Origin of the sequence: Kaistella sp. SH40-3 (assembly GCF_030686865.1) — a bacterium.
GTDB lineage: Bacteria > Bacteroidota > Bacteroidia > Flavobacteriales > Weeksellaceae > Kaistella.
Map to the genome: position 1 here is coordinate 85,907 of NZ_JAQYUS010000007.1, position 23,292 is coordinate 109,198.

A 23,292-nucleotide genomic window follows, 5' to 3' on the forward strand; every position below is an offset into this window, starting at 1 on the left:
AATGAAATCATTAAAAGTTATATTTTTCGGAACACCAGAATTTGCAAAAACTTCACTGGAAGCGATTCATCAATCTCATCACGAAGTTATTGGAGTTGTTACAGTTGCTGATAAAGCGAGTGGTCGTGGACAAAAAATTCACCAGTCTGCGGTGAAAGTATTCGCAGTAGAAAATGATTTGCCTGTATTTCAACCTGAAAAATTAAGAGATCCTGAGTTTTTAGAAAATATCAAAAATTTAAACGCAGATGTTTTTGTCGTCGTAGCATTTCGTATGATGCCAAAGATTTTATTTGAAATGCCTGAAATAGGAACGTTTAATCTTCATGCTTCATTGCTGCCAGATTATCGCGGTGCGGCGCCGATTAATTATGCAGTTATTAACGGAGAGAAGAAAACGGGGGCAACTACTTTCTTTATTAATGAAAAAATAGATGAAGGAAATATTCTTTTACAAAAGGAACTTGAAATTTTTCCGGAAGAAAATGCGGGAGAATTGCATGATCGTTTAATGGAAATGGGTGCGAAACTAGTCGTTGAAACTTTAGATGGATTATCAGAAAATTCGATTCAAGAGAAACCGCAACCGATGGTTGAAAATCCAAAAAATGCCTTTAAAATATTTAAAGAAGATACTCGAATTACGTGGAATCAGAATGCTGAAACGGTGCATAATTTCATCCGTGGAATGTCACCTTATCCGGCCGCTTTTACAACTATTAAAATTGGTGAAGATGAAAAATTCTTAAAAATTTATAAAGGTAGTTTCGAAAAATTAACTCATGATAAAAATCCAGGAAGTTTAGAAATAGACAAACATCAATTTAAGATTTATACCAAAGACGGTTTATATTTGCCAGAAGAACTTCAACTGGAAGGAAAGAAAAGAATGTCGGTTAAAGATTTTTTAAATGGGTTTCAGCATTTTGACCATATTTCGATTGGCTAATTTAATTTCTGTTTTTTAGTAAAACCCAGCCTTTGTAAGTCACGGGTAAGTTTGTGCCAGGCTCGATCCAGTTTAGAATATACCAATATGTTGCGGTGGGAAGAACGCGACCATTCAGTTTTCCGTCCCAGATATAAGGTTGTTTTTGGGAGATGAAAATCTGGTTTCCATAACGATCATAGATTTCTATTTTCACGTCCTTTTTAATGTTTAAATCCGAATAATCCAGAACATCATTCTTGCCATCATCGTTGGGCGTAATCACATTAATTAGATTGAGAATAAGAAACTCTTTGGTGATGGTTTCGCAATTTTGGGAATCTTTTACATAAACGGTTTGCAGTCCACGTGGAAGATTAGTAAAGATATTTGAAGTCTGAAAACTTATATTGTCAAGTGAATATAGATAAGCAGGATTTCCGCCAGTTACGAAAACAGTTGCTGTGTTTCCAGTAACTTCTACATAGTTAATTATTGGAAGTTCGGAGCCGGTGACTTCAACAGTTTGTCTATAGATGCAACCACTGAAACCTAAATCTACATAGTAAGTCCCAACTCCTACATTAATTTTTGGCGCAGTTTCTCCAGTGCTCCATCTGTAAGAATCAAAGCCAGAACCAGCATCTAGATCTACGGTAAAAGTAGGGCAGATTTTTTCGTTTTTCAACATCGTCGATTTCTTAGGCGTTTTGATGTTTAATGTTAAAGTGCCAATATTAGGGCATGCATTATTGCTTTCAAATCTAATATAAAATGTTTTTGAAGCGTTCAGATCTTGATTTGAAGAAATCGGGTTTTGTTTATTTTTTGCCTCGGTTTCCGTTGAGTAGAAAGTATGGAAAACTGATTGGTCTACTGTAAATTCTGACAGATAATTACTTAAATCCACACTTACGTTTCCGGTAAGTTTGTCGTCACAAACCGAATCTGTAACCAAAGTTTTGCTTAATGGAATTTTAGCGTCGATAGTAAAATTAATTTGACCCAAAACAACTGGACAACCCGAAGTGTTTTCTACTCTTACATAAACAGAGGTATTCGTAGAATAAGACCAGTCATCTGGCAGAAAGTTTGGTGTTCCGTTTTGCTGATGCGTTGGATTTAGATAATATTTTACGATAAATGAGTTGGTGTAATTTGATATAATCTGCGAGGAAATTGTAGAGAATTTTATTGGAATACTTCCAGTAAAATGATCATCGCAAAAATTAGAATTATAGTTGTTTATATTCAGAATCGGTGGACTGGTAATTTCTAAAGTGATTTTGGCCGTTTTCGTACATCCAAATGCGGAAGTTACCTTTGCATAAACAATTCCTGGATTTGTATTGTAAATGGTGAAGTTGGAAATTATGTTGTTTAATCCCTGATCAGAATAGTAAAGAATGGTATCGGTTGCATCTGAAGAAATAGTTGCTAAACTTAAATTATACGTTCCAGTTCCATCAGAATTTGGACAAACACGAATGGTGTCATCAGTTACTTGTAGCGTTTTGACATTGATGATTTCTTTAAAATATTCGCTGTCTTCTGGTGTTCCTTTACCTTCGATATAATATACGAAAACATCTGAGACGTTTGTGGCTAGAGTAGCATTCGGAGTATAAGTAATAATCCCAGTCGCTAAATCTACAGTAGCATTTCCATAAAGTGGTTTAATGGTAACTTTAGTTTTGCTAGTGTTAATTGTTTGGGTTGAACTTGTAAATGCTGGCGTAACCGTAGTCGTTTTGCAAGAGCCAATAGTTAAAGTTGTTGTAGATATTGGCGGACAAATTGCAAACTGGTAAGCAGTCGTTAACTTCGTATCGCAATTCGTTTTTGAAATATTACAGGTGTAATTTCCAACTCCATGGAGGTCAGGATTAATGAAATAGGTAGTTGCACCTGGAATTATTACTCCATCTAAATACCATTGATATTGGTCATAAGAATCATCAACCTGTAATAAAACTCCAGAATAGCAATCGCCTGTTTTTGAGATAACGGGTACAGAACTAAATCCTGCAAAATAACCACCGTATCCTACTGCGCCATTTCCAGAAGCAATACCTGCTGTTACCGATTTAGTGGAATTTACGGTAATGTTTCCGCTCACATTTAAAACGGTGTAAGTTTCCCAGTTCGGATTTCCTGTCACCGGAAAAGGACCTTGGAAGCCGGAAAGTACGCTTCCATTTACACTTACTGTTGCTCCTTTTTCGGAGATGATATTCAATTTTGCATTATAAGTATCCTGACCAATTTGATTGATCGCAGAAATTTCATCAATCTTGTTTGGTAAAAAACAACTGAGTGCAGGAATAAAATTAAAGCCACCTGTTGCATAAACATTTCCGGTAGCAACTCCCGCCAATAATTGATAGACATATACATTTTTAGTCGTGGAAATGCTCATGTTGTAGTGATCTTTTAATTGATCAACATAATTACTGGCGCCAAAAACGTGATAGTTCCCGGCATTTAGTACAACTCCTGTATCTACGCCATTTATAGTAATATGAGTGTCGTCTTCTGAGGCTACAATAAGAGCAGATTCCATATTGTTGTCAGAAGGTCCATTTCCTTTTACCATAATGAATTCATTTCCCAGTCGTTCTACTGGGACAGACTGATCCATTAGGATATCATTGTTACTGTTGTTTTCATTGGTGTAGATGGCATTGAAGTTACCGTTAGTCACGGCAATAGGTTGCGTTGCTTCAATTTTAGCACCAACTAAACCTGCTCTATTTGCTTGGTCAAAATCACTAATAGCATCAATAATATAAGATTCGCCTTTATTTAAGTTGAATGTTTTTGTTGGGCTGCTTGTTCCATCCGCAAAAACTACCGCTGGATTATAGCCAGATAGTTTTACCGTAGTATTGTCTTCGGTCGCAATAATTCCTATGGTTGCATTAATGTAATCTTTGGCTGCGGTAAGAGGTGCCATAACTGCAAAAAAGTTTTTACCAACTCCTGCTAACCCCTTAGAGGTGATAATTTCTGCGTGATTAGGTACAGAAAATCGATAGTTTGCAAAAAATTTCTTTGTCCCTTTAACATGAAGACCCATTGGAACTGGCGTTAACATTTCTGCGGCTGAAACCGTCATCATGAAATTAAAAGGGATGTCAATCGCTTGCGGTCTTCCTTTGGCGATTTGTACCGTTGTGTAAAGTACATTGCTATTATAAACTTCAACAGTAAAAGGTGTAGTCTCGCTGGTGGAAAGATAAAGATAACTCTCTGGTTGAAATGAGCCGTTGGTACTAGGGCTTCCCGCCATTGGAGCGAACCAATGTTCGGTATCCATCTGTGCAGATGCGAATGTGAAAAATAGGGCAAAAACTAAAGAAAGTAAATTTTTCAATGATATAAAAATTAAGGCTACAAAATTACTTCTAATTACCCGATAAAAAAATCTCTTTCTAAATTATAGAAAGAGATTATAATAATATTAAAGTTTATTATTAAGTAAGACTTGCTCTTACAAAACCTACAACTTTTAAATCGCTGTTTACTGATTTTACATAGTCCGCAACAGACACTGCTGAATCTTTAATGAAAGACTGGTGAACCAAAGTGTTGTCTTTGTAGAATCTCTGCATTTTACCTTTAAGGATATTATCGATAATGTTTGCAGGTTTTCCTTCTTTTGTCAATAATTCTCTTTCGATTTCTAATTCTTTATCAATCGTCTCCTGAGAAACCATAGTTTCATCTAATGCGATTGGGTTCATCGCAGCAACTTGCATTGATACAGATTTTGCAACCTCTACTGCACCATCTACGTTTGCAGATAAAGAAGTAATTGCAGCAATTTTATTTCCTGCGTGGATATAAGCACCTAAGAATGGTCCTTCAATTCTTTCGAATGCACCGATTTCAATTTTCTCACCGATAACACCGGTTTGCTCGATTAACTTTTCAGCAACCGTCATTCCGTGGAAATCAGAAGCCAAAAATTCTTCTTTGTTTGCATACATAACTGCTTGCTCAGCCAATTCATGTGCTAATTCAACGAAATTATCATTTTTTGCAACGAAGTCTGTTTCGCAATTTAAAGCGATAATTGCACCCATGGTGTTGTCTTGGTTTACTTTTGCAATTACAGCACCTTCGTGAGAATCTCTGTCTGCTCTGTTAGCGGCAACTTTCTGACCTTTTTTTCTAAGGTTTTCAATTGCTTTATCGAAGTCTCCTTCCGCTTCTACCAACGCTTTTTTGCAGTCCATCATTCCTGCGCCTGTAATGTTTCTTAATTTAGCTACATCTGCAGCAACTGGTGTATACATATTCTTGTTTTTTATATTAAAAATTGATTAAGTTAGCTATGTTTTTAAGCCTTGCAAAGATAATAAATTTCGCACAAACTAAAAAGGTTAATTTTTCGTTCTTAAAAATATCTAAAAATCTAAAAACTAATCCATTGATGAAAAGATTTATCTATTTCCTATTTTTATTTATTTCAATTTTTTCTTACGCGCAATCAAAATATACCGTTGGCCAAGTTGAAAATAGTAAAGACCCGCAAGTAATTGCCAATTTTATTAAATTCAATCCGAATCATCCCAAGACTCCTGAATTTAAAAGAAAACTTTTTGCAGTAATCAACAGTGATAAAACTCCGGCGCAACAGGCAAAAGTTGCTAAACCTAGCATTACACCAGTCAGTACGAGCAAACTTAAAAATGAAGTAAAAAGAGATGTCAGTAAAAACGGAACGAATACCAACCATAAAAGAACCGAAGATTTACTAAATCATCTTTTCAATACTGATTCCAGCAGCAAAACTGCTTATGTTCAAATTGTGAATAGATCCAAATGCAATCTGATCGTAAAACTTAGTGGAAAGAGATTTTATAATCTGAATGTTCCGGCAAATAACGAAAATTTCATTATGGTAGATAAAGGAAGTTATTCCATAACAACGATGGTTTGTGATGCGAAATATTCTTCAACAAAAAATATTGGAAAAGATATTGTAATCACTTTAAATCCGCCGAAATAATTTTATTTTAAAAATTGATGAAAGTCTTTAGTGAGTTTTAGATATTCGTCTGTGTATTTTCGTGGTGTTTTTTCTAATACGAGTTCAGATTCGATTACTTCTTTTTTCTGAAAACCAAATTCTAATACTAATCTTTTAGGTTTAGAATCTCTGATTCCGTAAATCAATATCTTCTTTTCTAAATATAAGGCATGCTTATTACAATGCTTTTCGAAAAGTACGCCAGAATCGAAAGGTATAATTACAGAGAACAATCCGTTTTCGGACAAGAATTTTGCCGAATTCTCAATTAAAAATTCAAAGGAAAGTTCAGTTTGCTGTCTTGCAATGATGTCTTTGCTTGATTGGTTTTCTTCAAAGTAAGGTGGATTAGAAACGATTAAATCATATTTCTCGGTCGAATTAAAATTTCGGTAATCTTGTAGATTAACCTTTAATCGATCTCTAAAAGGAGCGTTTTCAAAATTTTCTTTTGCAAGTTCTACTGCATTTTCATTAATGTCGATGGCATGAATTTTTGCTGCAGGATTTCGCTGAGCCAACATCAAAGAAATTAAACCCGTTCCAGTTCCAACTTCCAGAATTTTTTTTGCATTGTTTGTGCTTGAACATGCACCGAGCAAAACGCCATCAGTTCCTACTCGGAATACGTCTTTTGATTGCTGAATGCTGAATTGTTTAAACTGAAAAGGTTTCACTAAAAGGAATAATTTTATAAATTATTTGGAAGAGAAATGATGAATGATGTTCCTTTTCCGACTTCAGATTTTACAGAAATTTCTCCCTTGTAATCCTCAACCATTTTACGAACCATGGTTAAGCCAAGTCCCATTCCGCTCGATTTGGAGGTGAAGTTTGGTTCGAAAATCCGACAGAGATGTTCTTCCGGTATTCCAACACCTTTATCTTCTACCGTGATGATAATTCTTTTTTGTCTTTGTTCAATGTCAACATTAATGATGTTTTCTCGCTCATCATCACTCGCTTGTCTTGCATTCGAAACCAAATTGGTGATTATCCTGGACAAATAAATCTTGTCCATTTCTATCATTATTTTTTCTTTGTTTGCATGAAAATAAATTTTTTCATCGCTGAAAATATTTATGATGTTGCGTATTTCTTTGTTTAAGTTAAAGATCTCCTTGTTTTTTTCCGGCAACTGTGCGAATTGAGAAAATGCATTTGCAACGGTTGCCACCAAATCGATTTGATCGACCATTGTTTTACTTAAATGTTTTACTTTATCAAGGATTTTCGGATCATTTGGATCAAATTTTCTTTCGAAATTTTGAATGGTTAATTTCATTGGAGTTAAAGGATTCTTTACTTCATGTGCAACTTGTTTTGCCATTTCCCGCCACGCCTCTTCTTTATCTTTAAAACTAAGCCTTTCCTTTTGTTCGTTAATCTGAAGAATCATTTTATTATACGCTTTCACTAATTGATTCAATTCATCATTTTTATAATATCGAATGGGTTTGGGGTCGTCATCAAAAACATTAATCCGATTAATTAAGTCAGAAAACTTGGTTACTGCTTTGGTCAGATTATTAGAGATGATCCAACTCAGCCATACACCGAAACCAATTACGAGAAGATTAACGATGATGATATAATTCAGATATTTATTGAAAACATCCACATAAGAAGAATCGTTGTGATAATAGGGGAAATAAACAATAGCGATGGGCTCCAACATATTGTTTTTTAAAATCATATAAGAAGAAGTTACATTGGCTTCAGTCTTCTTATCATAACTTCTGAAATCTACTCTTTTGTCGCTTTTTAAAACCTGATTTACTACTTCTAAAGGGATTTTCTTAATAGGAATTAAGTGTACGTCTTTATTAGATATAAGATAATCACCCTCTAAATCATAAATAATGATATCTTGACTATTAATGTCTGCAATCTCGAAAATTGTGTTCGACAATATTTTCGGAAGATTATCAGTTTGTACCTGAGTGTGACTTACTGCATAATCCAGAGCCGACATGAGCGACTCTGATCTTTTCTGCAAGTCGGTTTTGCTTTGCTCCGTAGCATTACTCTTTAAAATAAAATAGGAGAGCGTAGAAGAACCTGTGATGCTTAGAAAACAAATCAGCAGAAATCCCCAAAAAACTCTGTTTCTTAAACTATAACCTTTGTATTTAGAGAACGGCATTTTTTTTCATCAGTTTATTTACATATTTCCCAATAATGTCAAATTCAAGATTTACAGTATCTCCGATTTTTAAATTTTTCATATTGGTGAATTCCCAAGTATAAGGAATAATTGCTACTGAAAAATCATCTGATCCACTTTCTGCTACCGTTAAGCTAATTCCGTTCAACGTAATCGAACCTTGTGGAACAGTCGTGTATTCATCTGAATTTTCATAGGAAATAGTCATGATAAAACTTCCATCTTTGTCTTGTATATTTTCTACGATACCTGTTCTATCAACATGTCCTTGAACCAAGTGACCATCGAGCCGACCATTGAACTTCAAACAGCGTTCCAAATTAACTTCGGTTCCAACTTTCCACTTTCCGAGATTTGTTTTTTCTAAAGTTTCATCAATCGCAGTGACCCGATAATTGGTTTCCGTAATTTCCACCACCGTTAAGCAACAGCCGTTGTGTGCTAAACTTTGGTCGATTTTTAATTCTTGAGTGAAAGGGCAATTTAAAATAAAATCAATATTGCTTTCGTTATGATTGATCGCCTCCACGATTCCAGTGGCTTCTACAATTCCTGTGAACATGTTTTTAATATTTTTAAAAGAAAAGATGAACTAAAAATCGATTAATTCGATAAAGTAATAGTAGTTCATCCTAAATTGTTAAATTTGTAAAATTCAATTAATTTTCAAAGATAATAAAAATGAGTCCGAAACAACATAAAATAAAAGTGGGAATTTCTATCGGTGATTACAATGGAATTGGTCCAGAAATCATCATGAAATCTCTGAAAGATAAATCAATTACCGATTTTTTTACACCCATTATTTTTGGTTCCGGAAAATTATTTACCTACCAGAAAAATATTTTTAAACTTCAACATAATTTTAATTATATCACAGAAGTTTCCCAGGCTCAGGATGATAAAATCAATATGGTTAATTTGTGGAAAGATAATGTGAATGTTGATTTGGGGACGCCTACAGAAGAATCTACGCGTATGGCAATCGATTCTTTAGAAGCAGCAACTAACGCTTTGATGAATGGTGAAGTTGATGTTTTGGTTACGGCTCCCATTAACAAAGAGGAAATGATGAAGCACGGTTTTCAGCATGCTGGCCACACTGGTTATTTAGAAGAAAAGTTTGGTAAAAAAGGACTCATGTTTTTAGTTACTGATGATTTGAAAGTTGCAGTTTCTACCCATCATATTCCAATTTCAGAAGTTGCGGCAAATATTTCTAAAGAGAAAATTAAAAAACAAATTAAACTTTTGAACCAATGTTTGATTGAAGATTTCTGTATTGAAAGACCGAAAATTGCAGTTTTGGGTTTAAATCCACACGCTGGCGATGGCGGTGCAATTGGTAAAGAAGAGATTGAAATTATAGAACCGGCAATTCGTGAATTATTCGATAATGGGATTATGGTTTTTGGACCTTATCCAGCAGACAGTTATTTTCAGCCAAGTAAATATAAAAATTTCGATGCTGTTTTAGCGATGTATCATGATCAAGGATTAGCGCCGTTCAAAACACTGGCTTATGAAGAAGGTGTAAATTACACTGCAGGTTTACCTTTTATAAGAACTTCTCCAGATCACGGAGTTGCTTATGATATTGCCGGAAAAAACATTGCAGATGAACAGAGTTTTTCAGAAGCGATCTTTATGGCAATTAAAATTTTTAAGAATAGAAAGGAATATAATGACTTAATGACTAACCGGATGCAACCTCGTAGAAGTAACTCTAGCAACAATGCAGAAGAGGATTTGCCGGTTGATCGGGCATAGTAAATTACTCCAAAAAACATTTACTAGATATTTGTTTAAGATTAATTTGTAATATTAAAAAAAATGCATATTTTTGCACACTCATTTTATGGACAAGTTTAGAAACTACGAGATAGTGTTTTCAGGACTTAAAAACGGAAAACACGAGTTCAGGTTTGAGATAGATAAGAAGTTCTTTCAACTTTTCGATACTGAACAGGAATTTACAGAACCTAAAATAGTTGCTGATATCCTTATGGATAAGCATACTACTTTTTTAGAATTTTGGATTAAAACTTCGGGGACCGTCAGTTTAGTTTGTGATATTACAAACAAAAATTTTGAATATCCTATCGAACATGAGATTGAAGTTTTGGTAAATTTCGGGGAAGAATTTGATGACAGTAATGTCGATGTGATTACCATTCCAAGAACGGATCACGCCTTCAATGCTTCGCAATTGATTTATGAAGATGTCATGTTGTCAATCCCAATGAAAAAAGTTTCTCCAGATATTTCTGAGGAAGATTTAGAGATACTTGAAAAGTTCAGTCCGCAGGAAGAGATAGAAGAAGAACCAGCAATTGACCCACGGTGGGAAGCATTGAAGAAATTTAAAGATTAATATTAAATAGTTTAAAATGATGAGAATTGAGAAATCAAATACTCATCGCTCATCAAATTAAAAAATTATTAGAAAATGGCACATCCAAAGAGAAGACAATCGTCAACAAGAAGAGATAAAAGAAGAACTCACTACAAAGCAGTAGTTCCTCAATTAGCAAAAGATGCAACATCAGGTGAAATGCACTTGTACCACAGAGCACACTGGCATGAAGGTAAATTATACTACAGAGGTAAAGTAGTGATCGAAAAAGAAGTAGAAACTGCAGAAGAGAACTAGGCTTAAAACCTAAGAAAAACTTCAATTTTATACATAAACCACTCAATTTTTTCAATTTTGGGTGGTTTTTTATTGTTTTTTAGTATCTTTGGCATAATAAACAAATACCAATTATATGGACATTAAAGACATCCAGAATCTTATTAAATTTGTATCGAAAGCAGAAGTATCAGAAGTAAAATACAAAACAAAAGATTTCGAAATCACCATCAAAACTCCGCTCGCAGCAAGCGAAACGAATTATATGGCGTCACCAGCAGTTTATCATACTGCGCCACAACAACAAGTTGCTGCTGCTCCAGTTGCTGCACCTGTTTCAAATTCACCAGAGTCATCTGCATCCGATGACAGTAAATACATTACCATCAAATCACCGATGATTGGTACGTTCTACAGAAAACCTGCACCAGACAAAGACCTATTTGTAAATGTAGGAGACGAAGTTACCGAAGGAAAAGTAGTTTGTGTAATTGAAGCAATGAAATTATTCAACCAAATCGAATCTGAAGTTTCAGGAAAAATCGTGAAGGTTTTAGTAGATGATGCAACTCCTGTTGAATACGATCAACCATTATTTTTAGTAGACCCTTCTTAAGTAATTTTAAATGATAAATGATAAATTTTAAATGAGTGTACTCATTTAAAATAATTTAAAATTCAAGATTCAAAATTTAAAATTCTTAAATAGATGTTCAAAAAAATATTAATCGCCAACCGCGGCGAAATTGCAATGCGAATTCTTCGTACCTGCAAAGAAATGGGAATCAAAACCGTTGCCGTGTATTCTACTGCCGACAAAGACAGTCTCCATGTGAGATTTGCTGACGAAGCAGTTTGTATTGGACCGCCGATGAGTAAAGATTCTTATCTGAAAATCCCGAATATTATTTCTGCAGCGGAAATTACCAATGCTGATGCGATTCATCCAGGGTATGGATTTTTATCAGAAAATGCTAACTTTTCCAGGATTTGTCAGAAAAACGGAATCAAATTTATTGGTGCCACGCCTGAACAGATCGATAGAATGGGAGACAAGGCCAACGCAAAAGCAACCATGAAAGAAGCGGGAGTTCCTTGTGTTCCCGGTTCTGATGGATTGATCGATTCTTACGAACACGCCATAGAAATTGCTAAAGAAGTCGGTTATCCGGTGATGATTAAAGCAACCGCCGGTGGTGGTGGAAAAGGAATGCGCGCTGTTTGGAAAGAAGCAGATATGAAAGAACATTGGGAATCTGCGGTTCAGGAAGCAGTTGCTGCTTTTGGAAACGGTGGAATGTACATGGAGAAATTGATTGAAGAACCACGTCATATCGAGATTCAAATTGCTGGTGATCAATACGGAAAAGCCTGTCACTTATCAGAAAGAGACTGTTCTGTTCAAAGAAGAAACCAGAAATTGACTGAAGAAACACCTTCACCATTTATGACTGACGAACTCCGCCAACAAATGGGTGATGCCGCTGTAAAAGCTGCGGAATATATCGGTTATGAAGGAGTGGGGACCATCGAGTTTTTGGTTGACAAACACAGGAATTTTTATTTCATGGAGATGAATACCAGAATTCAGGTTGAGCATCCTATTACAGAACAAGTTGTAGATTACGATTTGATTCGGGAACAAATTCTTTTGGCTTCAGGAACGGCGATTTCAGGACAGAATTATTTGCCGAAACTTCATTCAATAGAATGTAGAATTAATGCAGAAGATCCTTTTAATGATTTCCGACCTTCACCAGGAAAAATAACTGAATTAAATATTCCGGGAGGACATGGTATTCGTGTAGATACTCATGTTTATTCAGGTTATACGATTCCTTCGAACTACGACTCCATGATTGCTAAATTAATTACGACTGCACAAACGCGGGAAGAAGCAATTGCGAAAATGAAACGTGCACTAGAAGAATTTTATATTGAAGGCGTAAAAACAACCATTCCTTTCCATAGACAATTGATGGAAAATGAAGATTATATTGCTGGAAATTATACCACGAAATTTATGGAGGATTTTGTGATGGATAAAATGTATGATGTCTAAAGACTTGTATTTCGAAATAATAAAATTGCCTCATTTTGAGGCAATTTTTGTTTCAAAGAATTTCAATAATAATCATTAAATTTGTACAAAGTAAATATATGTCAGAAACAGTATCATTAAAGAACGCCCAATATTATATTGATTTAGAAAATGCGTATGGCGCGCACAATTATCATCCACTTCCGGTAGTTTTAGACAAAGGGGAAGGAGTATATGTATGGGATGTTGAAGGGAAAAAATATTACGATTTTCTTTCTGCGTATTCCGCAGTAAACCAAGGACATTCTCATCCGAAAATTGTTGATGCATTGGTAAGTCAGGCGAAAAAATTGGCCTTAACTTCTAGAGCATTTTACAATTCAAAATTAGGAGAGTATGAAAAAAAGATAACCTCTCTTTTTGGTTTTGATAAAGTTTTGCCGATGAATTCTGGCGCTGAAGCAGTGGAGACTGCAGTGAAATTAGCCAGAAAATGGAGTTATGAAGTGAAAGGCATTTCTGAAAATTCAGCAAAAATAATCGTTTGCGAAAATAACTTCCACGGAAGAACTACAACAATCGTTTCTTTTTCTAATGATGAGGACGCCAGCAAAAACTATGGTCCATTTACACCAGGTTTTGTTAAAATTCCTTATAATGATATCAATGCTTTAGAAGAAGTTTTGAAAAATGATGCTTCCAATATCGCTGCATTTTTAGTAGAACCAATTCAAGGGGAAGCTGGAGTTTATGTTCCGGATGAAGGCTATTTAAAAGCAACCTCAGACCTTTGCAAAAAATACAATGTTCTTTTCATTGCCGATGAAGTACAAACCGGAATTGCAAGAACAGGAAAATTAATCGCTTGTCATCATGAAAATGTACAACCTGATATTTTGGTTTTAGGGAAGGCGATTTCTGGTGGGATGTATCCTGTTTCAGCAGTATTGGCAAACGACAATATCATGCATGTAATTCAGCCAGGACAGCATGGCTCAACTTTTGGTGGTAACCCAATTGCTTGTGCTGTTGCCATGGCAGCGTTGGACGTTGTAGAAGATGAACATCTTTCTGAAAGAGCAGAAGAATTAGGAAAACTATTCCGTTTGGAAATCGAAAAACTAATTGCTAAAACAGATTTGATCACCAAAGTACGTGGTAAAGGTTTATTAAATGCAATTCTAATTAATGATACTCCGGAAAGTTCAACTGCTTGGAATCTTTGTTTAAATTTAAAAGAAAACGGTTTGCTTGCAAAACCGACTCATGGAAATATCATCAGATTGGCACCACCTTTGGTAATTACCGAGGAACAACTTTTAGAATGTGTGTCGATCATCGAAAAAACCGTTTTGGAGTATAAGAAAAATTAGAAATTGGAACTGAAAGAAAAAATCAGCGGTCTGATCATCACCTTTAATGAAGAAAAAAACATTCAGGATATTCTTGATGATTTTTCTATTTGTGACGAAATTATCGTGGTTGATTCTTTCAGTTCTGATCAAACGGTCACTATCGCCAAACAAAATCCAAAGGTTAAAATCATCCAACACGCTTTCGAAGATTTCACCAAACAAAGAAATATCGCTTTAGATGCTGCGACAAATGACTGGGTGCTTTTCTTAGATGGTGATGAGAGAATTACTCCAGAACTTCAGCAGGAAATAATTGCAGAGTTGAATAAATCTGAAAAAGAAGATGCCTATTATTTTTATCGAAAATTCTATTTCGCTGGGAAGCAAGTAAATTTTTCAGGAACACAAACCGATAAGAATTTTCGGCTTTTTCGTAAAAGTAAATGCAGATATATCGCAGAAAAGAAAGTACATGAAACTTTAGCAGTAAATGGATCGATTGGAGTTTTTAATAATAAACTCCAGCATTTTTCCGTTTCAGATTATGATAGTTATAGAAAGAAAATGATTCATTACGGTGAATTAAAGGGACAAGAACTTTTTGCCAAAGGCAAACATTTTAGTGTGGTAACTCAATACCTTAAATCTGCTTTTAAATTTTTTAAAACTTATATTTTACGTTTCGGATTTTTAGATGGGAAAGAAGGTTATCAATTGTCGGTATTACAAACTCTGAGTGTTTATGAAACCTATGAATCGTTGAAAAGAGAACAAACAAAAAGTAAGTTTAGACAATGAAAATCTGCGTAATCAGTTTTGATTTCTGGAATTACGATGCTCATATCGTAGAAGAGCTTCGCAGAAAAGGTGTGGATGCACATCACATCAATATTGGTGCGTATCAACATGAAAATTTATCGGCAAGGGTTAAAAACACCATCTCTAAAGTTTTGATGAAACGCAACATTAAAAATGAATTGCGGCAGGAAATGATTTTGAAGGAACTTAAAAGATTAGGCCCTCAAGACCAAATTCTCGTCATTAATCCAGAGTTGATAGACCGGGAATTCCATTTTAAAATAAAGAAATTCACCCAGAAATATATCGCTTATTTGTATGATAGTTTAGCGCGTTGTCCTGCGAATCATTTGTTTGATATGTTCGATGAGATCTTTAGTTTTGACAAGGCAGATGCCAAAGAAAATAATTTTAAATTAATAACCAATTATAATTATCTTCCAGAAGTAAATAATTGTAAACCGGTGAAGTATGATTTAATTTATTTGGGTTCATATGATAAACGAATTACATTTCTATCTAAAATAATTACAAAACTTGATTCTTTAAAACTGACCTATAATTTTGTAGTTGTTGGAAAAAACACCTGGACTAAAAACATTAATGTTCAAAATAATAAACAAATCAACTTTACAAGAAAGCGAATTCAACATCAGGATATTCAAGGTTATTACTGTCAAGGAAAAGTTTTACTGGATTTAATGCGGGAAAATCAAACAGGATTAAGTTTTAGGTTTTTCGAAGCGATGGCATTGAAAAAGAAAATCATTACCAACAATCCTACTATAAAGGATTATGATTTTTACAGACCAGAAAATATTTTAGTATTGAACGACGATTTTTCGAATGTAGATCGATCTTTTTTCGACGGTAATTATCAAGAATTGCCGCAAGAATTGTATCGAAAATATACGATTGAGAATTGGGTTGAAACGGTCTTTAGTTTAAATTTATGAAAACGTCCGTTGCGCTTTGTACTTATAATGGAGAGAAATTCTTAAAGAAACAGATTGATTCTATTCTAAATCAAACCATTCCGGTTGATGAAATTGTGATTTGCGATGACGTTTCTACCGACTCAACCGTTTTTATTTTAAATTCCTACAAAGAGAAATTTCCAACTATTTTTAAAATCCATATTAATGAAAAAAACCTTCGAAGTGTAAAAAATTTCGAAAAGGCAATTTCGTTATGCGAAAATGAAATTATTTTTTTATGTGATCAAGATGATTTTTGGAAACCAGAAAAGGTGAGTTTGTTTTTAGAGAAATTTAGAGAAAATAGTGAGATAGATGTATTCGCCTCCAACGCAAATATTATTGACGATAATGATAAAGTCATTGATAAAAATACGATTTGGGATGTAGTGAGTTTTTTGGATAAAAAAAACATTCGATATGATTTTTTTACGATTTTTTCAGTCGTTGGTAATTTAGCCACTGGCGCAAATATGGCTTTTAGAAAATCTTTTATTTCAAACGCTTTGCCTTTTCCAGAAAAATATTTTCATCATGATGAGTGGATTTCATTGTTTGCAAGTTCAAACAAGCGTTTTGGTTTTTTACAAGAAAAACCTTCTTTTTATAGAATTCACGAGACTCAACAGGTTGGTGGAGTTTTTTTTGATCGTAACAAAAATACCGAAATGAGTTTATTGAACAGGTTTAATGTTTATAATGAATGCACTAATTTTGGGGAAATTAAAAGAAAAATAAGATCGGTAAAACAGAATAGAAAAAAGTTCATCTTAGCAAATAAGTTTAATACAAATCAGGTTTTTAGTGAGGCTTTGCGAATTATTAACAATTTTGAAATAAATTTAAAGAAAGATTTAAAAAGTAAAAGTTATTTAAAATTCTTATTTTTTAAACTGTTTTATTTTCAGAAATAATTTTATGGTAGATAAAAAAAATAATTTTGGAGTAAATATTTCGGGCTACATCAATAAGCAGTTTGGATTGGGAGAAGGTGTTCGTTCCAATATTAGAGCCATAAAAACCACTTCTATTCCATTTGTAATTAATGATTTTAATATTGTTATTTCAAAACATATTCAGGATGAACTGCAAAATGCCATCGAAACTTCATGTGAGAATCCATACAATATAAATTTAGTTCAGATCAATATAGATCGGCTGCATTCCGTTTTGCAGGAAACCGATAAGTCTTATTTTCAAGACAAATACAATATTGCTTTTTGGGCTTGGGAACTAGAAAATTTCCCCGAAGAATCAAAAGTGTTTTTTTCGTTATTTGATGAAATATGGGTTCCAAGTAATTTTTGTACAGAAGCAATTTCCAAAGTTTCTCCAGTTCCTGTCATTAAAATAATGCACTCGATCGAACTTGAAAAAACGACCATGACAAGACGTGATTTTGATCTACCAGAGTATTCGTTTATTTTCATGACCATGTTTGATTACTATAGTTCGATGACCAGAAAAAATCCTTTGGCTACCATCGATGCTTACGAGAAATCTTTTGGTAAGAATAACAGTGATGTTTTATTGGTTATAAAAACCTCGTTGAGTAATGAGTTTCCAGAAGAAAAGAAATTACTCATGAATAGAATTGCTGATAATAAAAGCATTTTTGTTTTTGAGGAAATTATGGAGCGAGATAAACTGTACAGTTTAATGAATTGTTGTGACAGTTTTGTTTCTCTTCACCGCTCGGAAGGTTTTGGTCTAACGATGGCAGAAGCGATGTATTTGGGCAAACCGGTGATTGCAACGGGTTATTCCGCCAATATCGAATTTATGACTGTTAACAACAGTTATTTGGTGAAATACAATTTAGTGAAAACCGGAAATGAATATTCTTTTAGCACAGACAAAGATTTCTGGGCAGATGCTGATATTAACCACGCTGCCGATCTCATGAAATATGCAGTTGAACATCCCGATGAAGTAAAAAAAATCGCATTGCAAGGTCAAGCAGACGTTTTGAAAAATTTGAGTCCAACTAAAATAGGCGAGAAGATTGAGGCACGGTTAAAGTATATCAATGATGTCATTATTCCTAAAAAAAGCAGTGGGAATTCTGCAGATTTGCAATACTATAAATTTGAAAATGAACTTTTGCAAAAGAAAATTGATAAAATGAAAACGTTATTTGGAGTTCAAATCAAATTGAAGTTTAGGGATTTTCAGAATAAAATCAGTGGTAAAAGTAGAAAGTACTTTTGGGAATAAGTGATTTATAAATAAAATTGACAACGGTTAAAAATTCTTCTCACCATTTAAAACGTAAAGTTTATAATTATTTTAAGCAGATTTAAATGAATAAAAAAATGCTCTTCTTCTTTCCCGAAAATCCCTTTTCGAAAAAAGGAGGTAACATTATACGCGCTTACTCCAATTTGAGAATATTTAAAAAACTCAATATTGATGTTGATTTGGTTGGTTGTGAAGGTTTTTACAAAGATTCTGGGGAAGGTTTTGGATTGGATTATAATTATATTAAAAACTTTCATCTGGTCGGAAGAAAACCCACCAAAAACTTGTTGAGTCTTATTTATTGGAAATATAAAATAATCAAACTCTTTAGTAAAGAAAATAAAAGTAATTTCTTTTTAACGGCTAATTTTAAAGATTGTTTTAACAAAATTCTCGCCGAAAACTCTTACGATTATATCGTTATTAGTTATGAATTTTGGACTGATCTTATTAGAAATGTTAATTTAAAAGGGGCGACAAAAATTGTAGATACCCACGATTGGATTACTTTAAATGAATATTACAAAAATCCTAAATTAGATATTGGTAAGAAATTTAATGAAGAGATTCAGAATTTAAATTTCTACGATAAAGTGGTTACGATTTCCCGAGATGAATTTCAAGTTTTCTCTAATTTTTTGGGAGATAAAGTGGTTAATATTCCACAAGGTTTCCCCAGTCATTACGAAGGAAATCCCAAGACCTTTTCTGAGAAGAAATTTGATTTAATTTTCGTTGGTTCAAATAATCCTTTTAATGTACAGGCAGTGAAATGGTTTTTCGAAATGGTTTATCCACTTTTACCGAAAAATTTGAATCTTTGTTTTATCGGAAAAATTTGTGAATATTTTAAAGAGGAGCCCAATGTTCATTTAATCCCTTTTGCAGAAAATCTTGATGATTACTATTACGATTCGAAAATTGCAATTTGTCCGATGTTGGAAGGAACTGGAATTAAAATTAAGGTTGTAGAAGCACTTTCTTATGGATTGCCTGTAGTCGGAACCGTGAAAGCGGTAGATGGCTTTAATTCTAAAATCCAAAATGGATGTATGATCAGTAATGATGCTAGCGAATTTGCAGAAAATATCGTAAAATTACTTTCTACAGAAAGTCTCTATCAATCAATAGTACAGGAAGGAATTACATTTTTCGATAATCACTTTACCGAAAAAGAAGTAGAAAATGACTGGAAGAATATCTTGAATTAATGGAAAAACTAATCTTATTTATAAAAACGTATCGACCAGATTTTGAAAATGTTGATGCTCTTTTAAAGTCTATTGAGAAATTTAATAGAGATTCGATTCCAGTTTGGATTTCTGTTAATGATGAGGATTTTGATTTTTTCAATGAGAAATATAAAAATTCTTTTAATGTTATTAAAGATTCATCTATTTTTTTTAGTGAAAATTCAGATCCTTGGCGTTATCAACAAATTGTTAAAGCCAATGTTTATCGCTTGAATATTTGTAGGAATTACTTATGTTTAGACTCCGATTCCGATTTTATTCGTGATTTCTTTTACAGTGATTTTCTATTCGATGATGAAACTCCTTACACGATCATGCATGAATCAAAAGCATTTTTAGAAGACATGGAGAATATTGGGAAAGATTCAGAAAATATCTTTTTTAAAGAAGCATTGCGAGCAACAAGGCCATTATTTGGTATTCAGGGAAAAGAATGGGATTATGGTCCGTCGCCCTATTTATGGAGTTGCAAAGTTTGGGAAAGTTTCAATACAAAATTTTTAAAAGAAAGAAACCAAAGTTTTGAAGATTTTTTTAATGAAATCGATCAGATAACTTCACCTTCTGAGTGCGTAATTTACGGCGAGTATTTGCTGAAAAGTAAAATTATTAATATTTATCCTATCGAAGGTCTTTTCAAAGTTTACCATTACCAGGAGCAGTACCACTTGGAGCAAGAATACTATGATATTAATAAGTTAAAGAAAATATATCTCGGTGTCATCTTTCAAAGCAATTGGCAGTCTGTAACGACTAACTCTACTTCTATTCTCTCCAAACTTTTAAAATCATTCAATCGATAAGACTGGTAAGATTGTAAAATAGCAAAAGAAAATTTGACTTTTCTTTTGCTATTTATTCCTTTGATTATCCTCGTTCATAATCATCTTGCAATCTCACAATATCATCTTCGCCAAAATAAGTTCCAGTTTGTACCTCTACAAATACAACTACTTCTGATGTTCGGTTTTCAATTCTATGCTTTGCACCCAAAGGAATATGAATACTCTCACCATATTTTACAGTGATTTCTTCTCCGTCTAGTATTACAACTGCTTCTCCTTCTACAATGGTCCAGAATTCTTGTCGGTGATGATGGAATTGGTAAGACAATCGCTGACCAGGATTGACTTCAATTCTCTTTAATTTATAATGAGGTTCATCTGCCAAAACATAATATTTTCCCCAAGGTCTTTCACCGATTTCTAACATATAAAACATTATTTAATATGCAAAAATAAGAAATAATACGCAACGCTGAATTTTTCTTTAAATTTGCAACTTAAAATAAAGGAGAATGAGCAAAGTTAGAGTGCGTTTTGCACCGAGTCCAACCGGACCTTTACATTTAGGAGGAGTAAGAACTGCTTTATATGATTACCTTTTTGCGAAGAATCAAGGAGGTGAATTTATATTGAGAATCGAAGACACCGATACGGCAAGATACGTGGAAGGTGCAGAAGAATATATCATGGAAGCCCTCGAATGGTGCGGTATGATTCCCGATGAAAGTCCAAAACATGGAGGCAAATTTGCGCCTTACCGACAATCAGAAAGAAGGGATATTTATGATAAGCATTTGGTTGAACTGTTAAAAACCGATTACGCTTATTTGGCTTTTGATACGACAGAAGAACTGGATGAAGTTCGAAAAGAATTTGAACAAAACGGAGAAGTGTTCGCTTATGATCATATTACCAGAAATCGATTGAAAAATTCTTTGACTCTTTCAAAAGAAGAAGTTCAAAAATTAATCGATGAAAAAGTTCCTTATGTCGTACGTTTCAAAATGCCGGTTGATCGGGTTTTAAATCTTGAAGATATCATTCGAGGGAAATCTTCTGTCAATACCAATACTTTAGATGATAAAGTTTTGGTGAAAAATGACGGAATGCCAACTTATCATTTTGCGAATATTGTTGATGATCACGAAATGGAAATTACCCACGTAATCCGTGGTGAAGAATGGCTGCCATCACTTGGTTTGCATTATCTTTTGTATGAAGCAATGGGTTGGGAAAGACCACAATTTGCCCATTTGTCCTTAATTCTAAAACCAGAAGGAAAAGGGAAATTGAGTAAAAGAGATGGTGATAAATTTGGTTTTCCTGTATTTCCATTAAATTTTACGGATCCTGAAACAGGGAACACTTCCAAAGGTTATCGCGAAGAAGGTTATCTTCCCGAGGCGTTTATCAATATGGTTGCACTTTTGGGTTGGAGTCCGGCAAACGACAGAGAGATTTTGACTTTGGAGGAAATGGTTACCGAATTTGATTTGCACAAAGTTCATAAAGCAGGCGCAAGATTCAATAAAGAAAAAGCAGAATGGTTTAACAGCGAATATCTGAAATCAAAATCTGATGAAGAAGTTTTGGTTTTATTAAAGAATGTAGAAGGAATTAACTTGGGTAATTCTAGTGATGCACAATTATTGACCATCATTTCATTAATGAAAGAAAGAGCGACTTTTGCAAAAGATATTTATAACGACGGCAAATTTTTCTTTGAAGCACCAACTCAATATGAGGAGAAAGCAGTGAAAAAAGCCTGGAATGAGCAAGCAGCAGAAGTGATGAATGCGTTTTCATTAAAGTTAGAAGATTCGGTTTTCGAGCCAGCAACTTTAAAACAGGAAATTCATGATTTTGCAGAAAGCAAAGGATTAGGAATGGGCAAAGTTATGATGCCACTTCGTTTATGTTTAGTAGGCGAATTAAAAGGTCCAGATGTTCCAGATATTATGCAAATCCTTGGAAAAGAAGAAACTATCGCCAGAATAAAAAATGCAGTTAATAATATATAATAAATTCCTTTAATTTTTAGTAAATTTGAAGGATAATTTTAATAACAGAAATGGAATATTTAAGTTTTGAACTTCCGATAAAAGACCTGATGGATCAGTACCAAACCTGTTCATTGGTAGGCGAAGAAAGTGGTGTAGATGTAAAACTCGCCTGCTCGCAAATCGAAGATAAAATTATAGAAAAGAAAAAAGAGATCTATCATAATTTGACACCGTGGCAGAGAGTTCAGCTTTCTCGCCATCCAGATCGTCCTTACACTTTAGATTTTATAAAAGGAATTACCGATAAAGACAGTTTCCTAGAACTTCACGGAGACCGAAACTTTGCTGATGATCCTGCGATGATTGGCGGTTTAGCCAAAATAGATGGACAAAGAGTCATGATTATTGGAACTCAAAAGGGGAGAACAACCAAAGAAAGACAGTTCCGAAGATTCGGAATGAGTAATCCTGAAGGATACCGAAAAGCATTAAGGTTAATGAAGTTGGCAGAAAAATTTCATATTCCTGTAATCTCTTTAATCGATACTCCTGGAGCATATCCAGGTCTTGAAGCGGAAGAGCGTGGACAGGGTGAAGCAATTGCCAGAAATATTTTTGAAATGACCATGTTGAAAACTCCAATTTTCGTTTACGTTATTGGTGAAGGAGCGAGTGGTGGAGCATTAGGAATTGGCGTAGGAAATAAAGTGTATATGTTAGAGAATACTTGGTACACCGTAATTGCACCAGAAAGTTGCTCATCAATTCTTTGGAGAAACTGGGATCATAAAGAAGATGCTGCCAATGCATTGAAATTAACTCCTGCTGATGCTTTGAAAGAAAAGTTTATTGATGGTATTGTTGAAGAGCCACTTGGTGGAGCGCATTATGAACCGCAAGTTGCTTATGATCATTTGAAAGCGTCGATTCTTCAAAATATTAAAGCATTCTCTAAATTTACAGGTAAAGAATTAGAAACTCAGCGACAAGATAAATTTATCGCGATGGGTCAGTTCAAAGGTTAGTAATAATTTTTCAATTTTATTAAATATTGTTTTTTCAATATTTAAATAT

At 34.0% G+C, this 23,292-nt stretch carries 22 protein-coding genes; 16 read left to right on the forward strand and 6 right to left on the reverse strand.

Annotated features, from left to right (window positions below; all coding sequences use genetic code 11):
* The first annotated feature begins 1 nt into the window (after nt 1).
* Nucleotides 2–949 carry a methionyl-tRNA formyltransferase gene (fmt, locus tag PUH65_RS11820; protein ID WP_305520203.1) on the forward strand — a complete coding sequence of 316 codons (948 nt, stop codon included), beginning with the start codon at nt 2–4 and terminating at the stop codon, nt 947–949.
* Between the two features lies 1 nt (nt 950).
* Here fmt and PUH65_RS11825 read toward each other — a convergent pair whose 3' ends face one another.
* Together PUH65_RS11825 and tsf are read right to left on the reverse strand one after the other, a co-directional pair.
* Nucleotides 951–4,304 carry a T9SS type B sorting domain-containing protein gene (locus tag PUH65_RS11825; protein ID WP_305520204.1) on the reverse strand — a complete coding sequence of 1,118 codons (3,354 nt, stop codon included), beginning with the start codon at nt 4,302–4,304 and terminating at the stop codon, nt 951–953.
* A gap of 100 nt (nt 4,305–4,404) precedes the next feature.
* Nucleotides 4,405–5,229, reverse strand: coding sequence for a translation elongation factor Ts (gene tsf / locus PUH65_RS11830; protein ID WP_305520205.1), 825 nt, complete (start codon nt 5,227–5,229; stop codon nt 4,405–4,407).
* Between the two features lie 137 nt (nt 5,230–5,366).
* Here tsf and PUH65_RS11835 point away from each other — a divergent pair, with 137 nt between their 5' ends.
* Nucleotides 5,367–5,945, forward strand: a complete 579-nt coding sequence (locus PUH65_RS11835) for a DUF6759 domain-containing protein (RefSeq protein ID WP_305520206.1) — start codon at nt 5,367–5,369, stop codon at nt 5,943–5,945.
* A 2-nt stretch (nt 5,946–5,947) separates the two neighbouring features.
* On the opposite strand, the gene PUH65_RS11840 is transcribed toward PUH65_RS11835, so the two are convergent.
* The 3 genes from PUH65_RS11840 to PUH65_RS11850 are packed head-to-tail and all read right to left on the reverse strand — an operon-like array spanning nt 5,948 to nt 8,695.
* Entirely contained in the window at nt 5,948–6,643 is a 696-nt protein-coding gene (locus PUH65_RS11840; RefSeq protein ID WP_305520207.1) for a tRNA1(Val) (adenine(37)-N6)-methyltransferase, read from the reverse strand.
* Nucleotides 6,644–6,657: 14 nt separating this feature from the next.
* Nucleotides 6,658–8,112 (reverse strand): PAS domain-containing sensor histidine kinase, encoded by a 1,455-nt coding sequence (locus PUH65_RS11845; protein WP_305520208.1) that lies wholly within the window; start codon nt 8,110–8,112, stop codon nt 6,658–6,660.
* Nucleotides 8,099–8,695, reverse strand: coding sequence for a riboflavin synthase (locus tag PUH65_RS11850; RefSeq protein WP_305520209.1), 597 nt, complete (start codon nt 8,693–8,695; stop codon nt 8,099–8,101). The genes PUH65_RS11845 and PUH65_RS11850 overlap by 14 nt, the downstream gene beginning before the upstream one ends.
* A gap of 119 nt (nt 8,696–8,814) precedes the next feature.
* Between PUH65_RS11850 and pdxA the strand changes: the two genes are divergently transcribed.
* From pdxA to PUH65_RS11910, 12 genes are all read left to right on the forward strand, one after another.
* Complete coding sequence (gene pdxA / locus PUH65_RS11855) at nt 8,815–9,903, forward strand: 4-hydroxythreonine-4-phosphate dehydrogenase PdxA (RefSeq protein ID WP_305520210.1); 1,089 nt, start codon at nt 8,815–8,817, stop codon at nt 9,901–9,903.
* Between the two features lie 88 nt (nt 9,904–9,991).
* A complete protein-coding gene (locus tag PUH65_RS11860) occupies nt 9,992–10,507 on the forward strand; it encodes a DUF177 domain-containing protein (RefSeq protein WP_305520211.1) in 516 nt (171 codons plus the stop codon).
* 75 nt (nt 10,508–10,582) lie between these two features.
* A complete protein-coding gene (rpmF, locus tag PUH65_RS11865) occupies nt 10,583–10,786 on the forward strand; it encodes a 50S ribosomal protein L32 (protein ID WP_133439628.1) in 204 nt (67 codons plus the stop codon).
* Nucleotides 10,787–10,901: 115 nt separating this feature from the next.
* Nucleotides 10,902–11,381 (forward strand): acetyl-CoA carboxylase biotin carboxyl carrier protein, encoded by a 480-nt coding sequence (gene accB / locus PUH65_RS11870; RefSeq protein WP_305520212.1) that lies wholly within the window; start codon nt 10,902–10,904, stop codon nt 11,379–11,381.
* Nucleotides 11,382–11,474: 93 nt separating this feature from the next.
* On the forward strand, nt 11,475–12,827 hold the full coding sequence (accC, locus tag PUH65_RS11875) for an acetyl-CoA carboxylase biotin carboxylase subunit (RefSeq protein WP_305520213.1): 1,353 nt from the start codon (nt 11,475–11,477) through the stop codon (nt 12,825–12,827).
* 98 nt (nt 12,828–12,925) lie between these two features.
* Nucleotides 12,926–14,179, forward strand: a complete 1,254-nt coding sequence (gene rocD / locus PUH65_RS11880) for an ornithine--oxo-acid transaminase (RefSeq protein WP_305520214.1) — start codon at nt 12,926–12,928, stop codon at nt 14,177–14,179.
* 3 nt (nt 14,180–14,182) lie between these two features.
* A complete protein-coding gene (locus tag PUH65_RS11885) occupies nt 14,183–14,959 on the forward strand; it encodes a glycosyltransferase family 2 protein (protein WP_305520215.1) in 777 nt (258 codons plus the stop codon).
* Nucleotides 14,956–15,915, forward strand: coding sequence for a hypothetical protein (locus tag PUH65_RS11890; RefSeq protein WP_305520216.1), 960 nt, complete (start codon nt 14,956–14,958; stop codon nt 15,913–15,915). Before PUH65_RS11885 ends, PUH65_RS11890 begins: the two co-directional genes overlap by 4 nt.
* A complete protein-coding gene (locus PUH65_RS11895; RefSeq protein WP_305520217.1) occupies nt 15,912–16,850 on the forward strand; it encodes a glycosyltransferase family 2 protein in 939 nt (312 codons plus the stop codon). The genes PUH65_RS11890 and PUH65_RS11895 overlap by 4 nt, the downstream gene beginning before the upstream one ends.
* A 4-nt stretch (nt 16,851–16,854) precedes the next feature.
* The gene (locus tag PUH65_RS11900; protein WP_305520218.1) at nt 16,855–18,153 is read left to right on the forward strand and encodes a glycosyltransferase; all 1,299 of its coding nucleotides are present in this window, start codon (nt 16,855–16,857) and stop codon (nt 18,151–18,153) included.
* A 98-nt stretch (nt 18,154–18,251) separates the two neighbouring features.
* Nucleotides 18,252–19,388, forward strand: a complete 1,137-nt coding sequence (locus tag PUH65_RS11905; RefSeq protein WP_305552601.1) for a glycosyltransferase — start codon at nt 18,252–18,254, stop codon at nt 19,386–19,388.
* Nucleotides 19,388–20,233 carry a DUF6492 family protein gene (locus PUH65_RS11910; RefSeq protein WP_305520220.1) on the forward strand — a complete coding sequence of 282 codons (846 nt, stop codon included), beginning with the start codon at nt 19,388–19,390 and terminating at the stop codon, nt 20,231–20,233. The genes PUH65_RS11905 and PUH65_RS11910 overlap by 1 nt, the downstream gene beginning before the upstream one ends.
* Before the next feature lie 64 nt (nt 20,234–20,297).
* Here the strand turns inward: PUH65_RS11910 and PUH65_RS11915 are convergent, their stop codons facing one another.
* Nucleotides 20,298–20,642 (reverse strand): phosphomannose isomerase type II C-terminal cupin domain, encoded by a 345-nt coding sequence (locus PUH65_RS11915; protein WP_305520221.1) that lies wholly within the window; start codon nt 20,640–20,642, stop codon nt 20,298–20,300.
* Nucleotides 20,643–20,727: 85 nt separating this feature from the next.
* Between PUH65_RS11915 and gltX the strand changes: the two genes are divergently transcribed.
* Both gltX and PUH65_RS11925 read left to right on the forward strand, forming a co-directional pair.
* A complete protein-coding gene (gltX, locus tag PUH65_RS11920) occupies nt 20,728–22,236 on the forward strand; it encodes a glutamate--tRNA ligase (protein ID WP_305520222.1) in 1,509 nt (502 codons plus the stop codon).
* 50 nt (nt 22,237–22,286) lie between these two features.
* Nucleotides 22,287–23,243: an acetyl-CoA carboxylase carboxyltransferase subunit alpha gene (locus tag PUH65_RS11925; RefSeq protein ID WP_305520223.1), complete on the forward strand. Its 957-nt coding sequence runs from the start codon at nt 22,287–22,289 to the stop codon at nt 23,241–23,243.
* The last annotated feature ends 49 nt before the right edge of the window (nt 23,244–23,292 follow it).

Bases quoted from the DNA above. Each gene is read 5' to 3' on its own strand.
- fmt (WP_305520203.1), top strand. From the start codon at position 2: ATGAAATCATTAAAAGTTATATTTTTCGGAACACCAGAATTTGCAAAA.
- tsf (WP_305520205.1), bottom strand. From the start codon at position 5,229: ATGTATACACCAGTTGCTGCAGATGTAGCTAAATTAAGAAACATTACA.
- PUH65_RS11835 (WP_305520206.1), top strand. From the start codon at position 5,367: ATGAAAAGATTTATCTATTTCCTATTTTTATTTATTTCAATTTTTTCT.
- PUH65_RS11845 (WP_305520208.1), bottom strand. From the start codon at position 8,112: ATGCCGTTCTCTAAATACAAAGGTTATAGTTTAAGAAACAGAGTTTTT.
- PUH65_RS11850 (WP_305520209.1), bottom strand. From the start codon at position 8,695: ATGTTCACAGGAATTGTAGAAGCCACTGGAATCGTGGAGGCGATCAAT.
- pdxA (WP_305520210.1), top strand. From the start codon at position 8,815: ATGAGTCCGAAACAACATAAAATAAAAGTGGGAATTTCTATCGGTGAT.
- PUH65_RS11860 (WP_305520211.1), top strand. From the start codon at position 9,992: ATGGACAAGTTTAGAAACTACGAGATAGTGTTTTCAGGACTTAAAAAC.
- rpmF (WP_133439628.1), top strand. From the start codon at position 10,583: ATGGCACATCCAAAGAGAAGACAATCGTCAACAAGAAGAGATAAAAGA.
- accB (WP_305520212.1), top strand. From the start codon at position 10,902: ATGGACATTAAAGACATCCAGAATCTTATTAAATTTGTATCGAAAGCA.
- accC (WP_305520213.1), top strand. From the start codon at position 11,475: ATGTTCAAAAAAATATTAATCGCCAACCGCGGCGAAATTGCAATGCGA.
- rocD (WP_305520214.1), top strand. From the start codon at position 12,926: ATGTCAGAAACAGTATCATTAAAGAACGCCCAATATTATATTGATTTA.
- PUH65_RS11890 (WP_305520216.1), top strand. From the start codon at position 14,956: ATGAAAATCTGCGTAATCAGTTTTGATTTCTGGAATTACGATGCTCAT.
- PUH65_RS11895 (WP_305520217.1), top strand. From the start codon at position 15,912: ATGAAAACGTCCGTTGCGCTTTGTACTTATAATGGAGAGAAATTCTTA.
- PUH65_RS11900 (WP_305520218.1), top strand. From the start codon at position 16,855: ATGGTAGATAAAAAAAATAATTTTGGAGTAAATATTTCGGGCTACATC.
- PUH65_RS11905 (WP_305552601.1), top strand. From the start codon at position 18,252: ATGCTCTTCTTCTTTCCCGAAAATCCCTTTTCGAAAAAAGGAGGTAAC.
- PUH65_RS11910 (WP_305520220.1), top strand. From the start codon at position 19,388: ATGGAAAAACTAATCTTATTTATAAAAACGTATCGACCAGATTTTGAA.
- PUH65_RS11915 (WP_305520221.1), bottom strand. From the start codon at position 20,642: ATGTTAGAAATCGGTGAAAGACCTTGGGGAAAATATTATGTTTTGGCA.
- gltX (WP_305520222.1), top strand. From the start codon at position 20,728: ATGAGCAAAGTTAGAGTGCGTTTTGCACCGAGTCCAACCGGACCTTTA.
- PUH65_RS11925 (WP_305520223.1), top strand. From the start codon at position 22,287: ATGGAATATTTAAGTTTTGAACTTCCGATAAAAGACCTGATGGATCAG.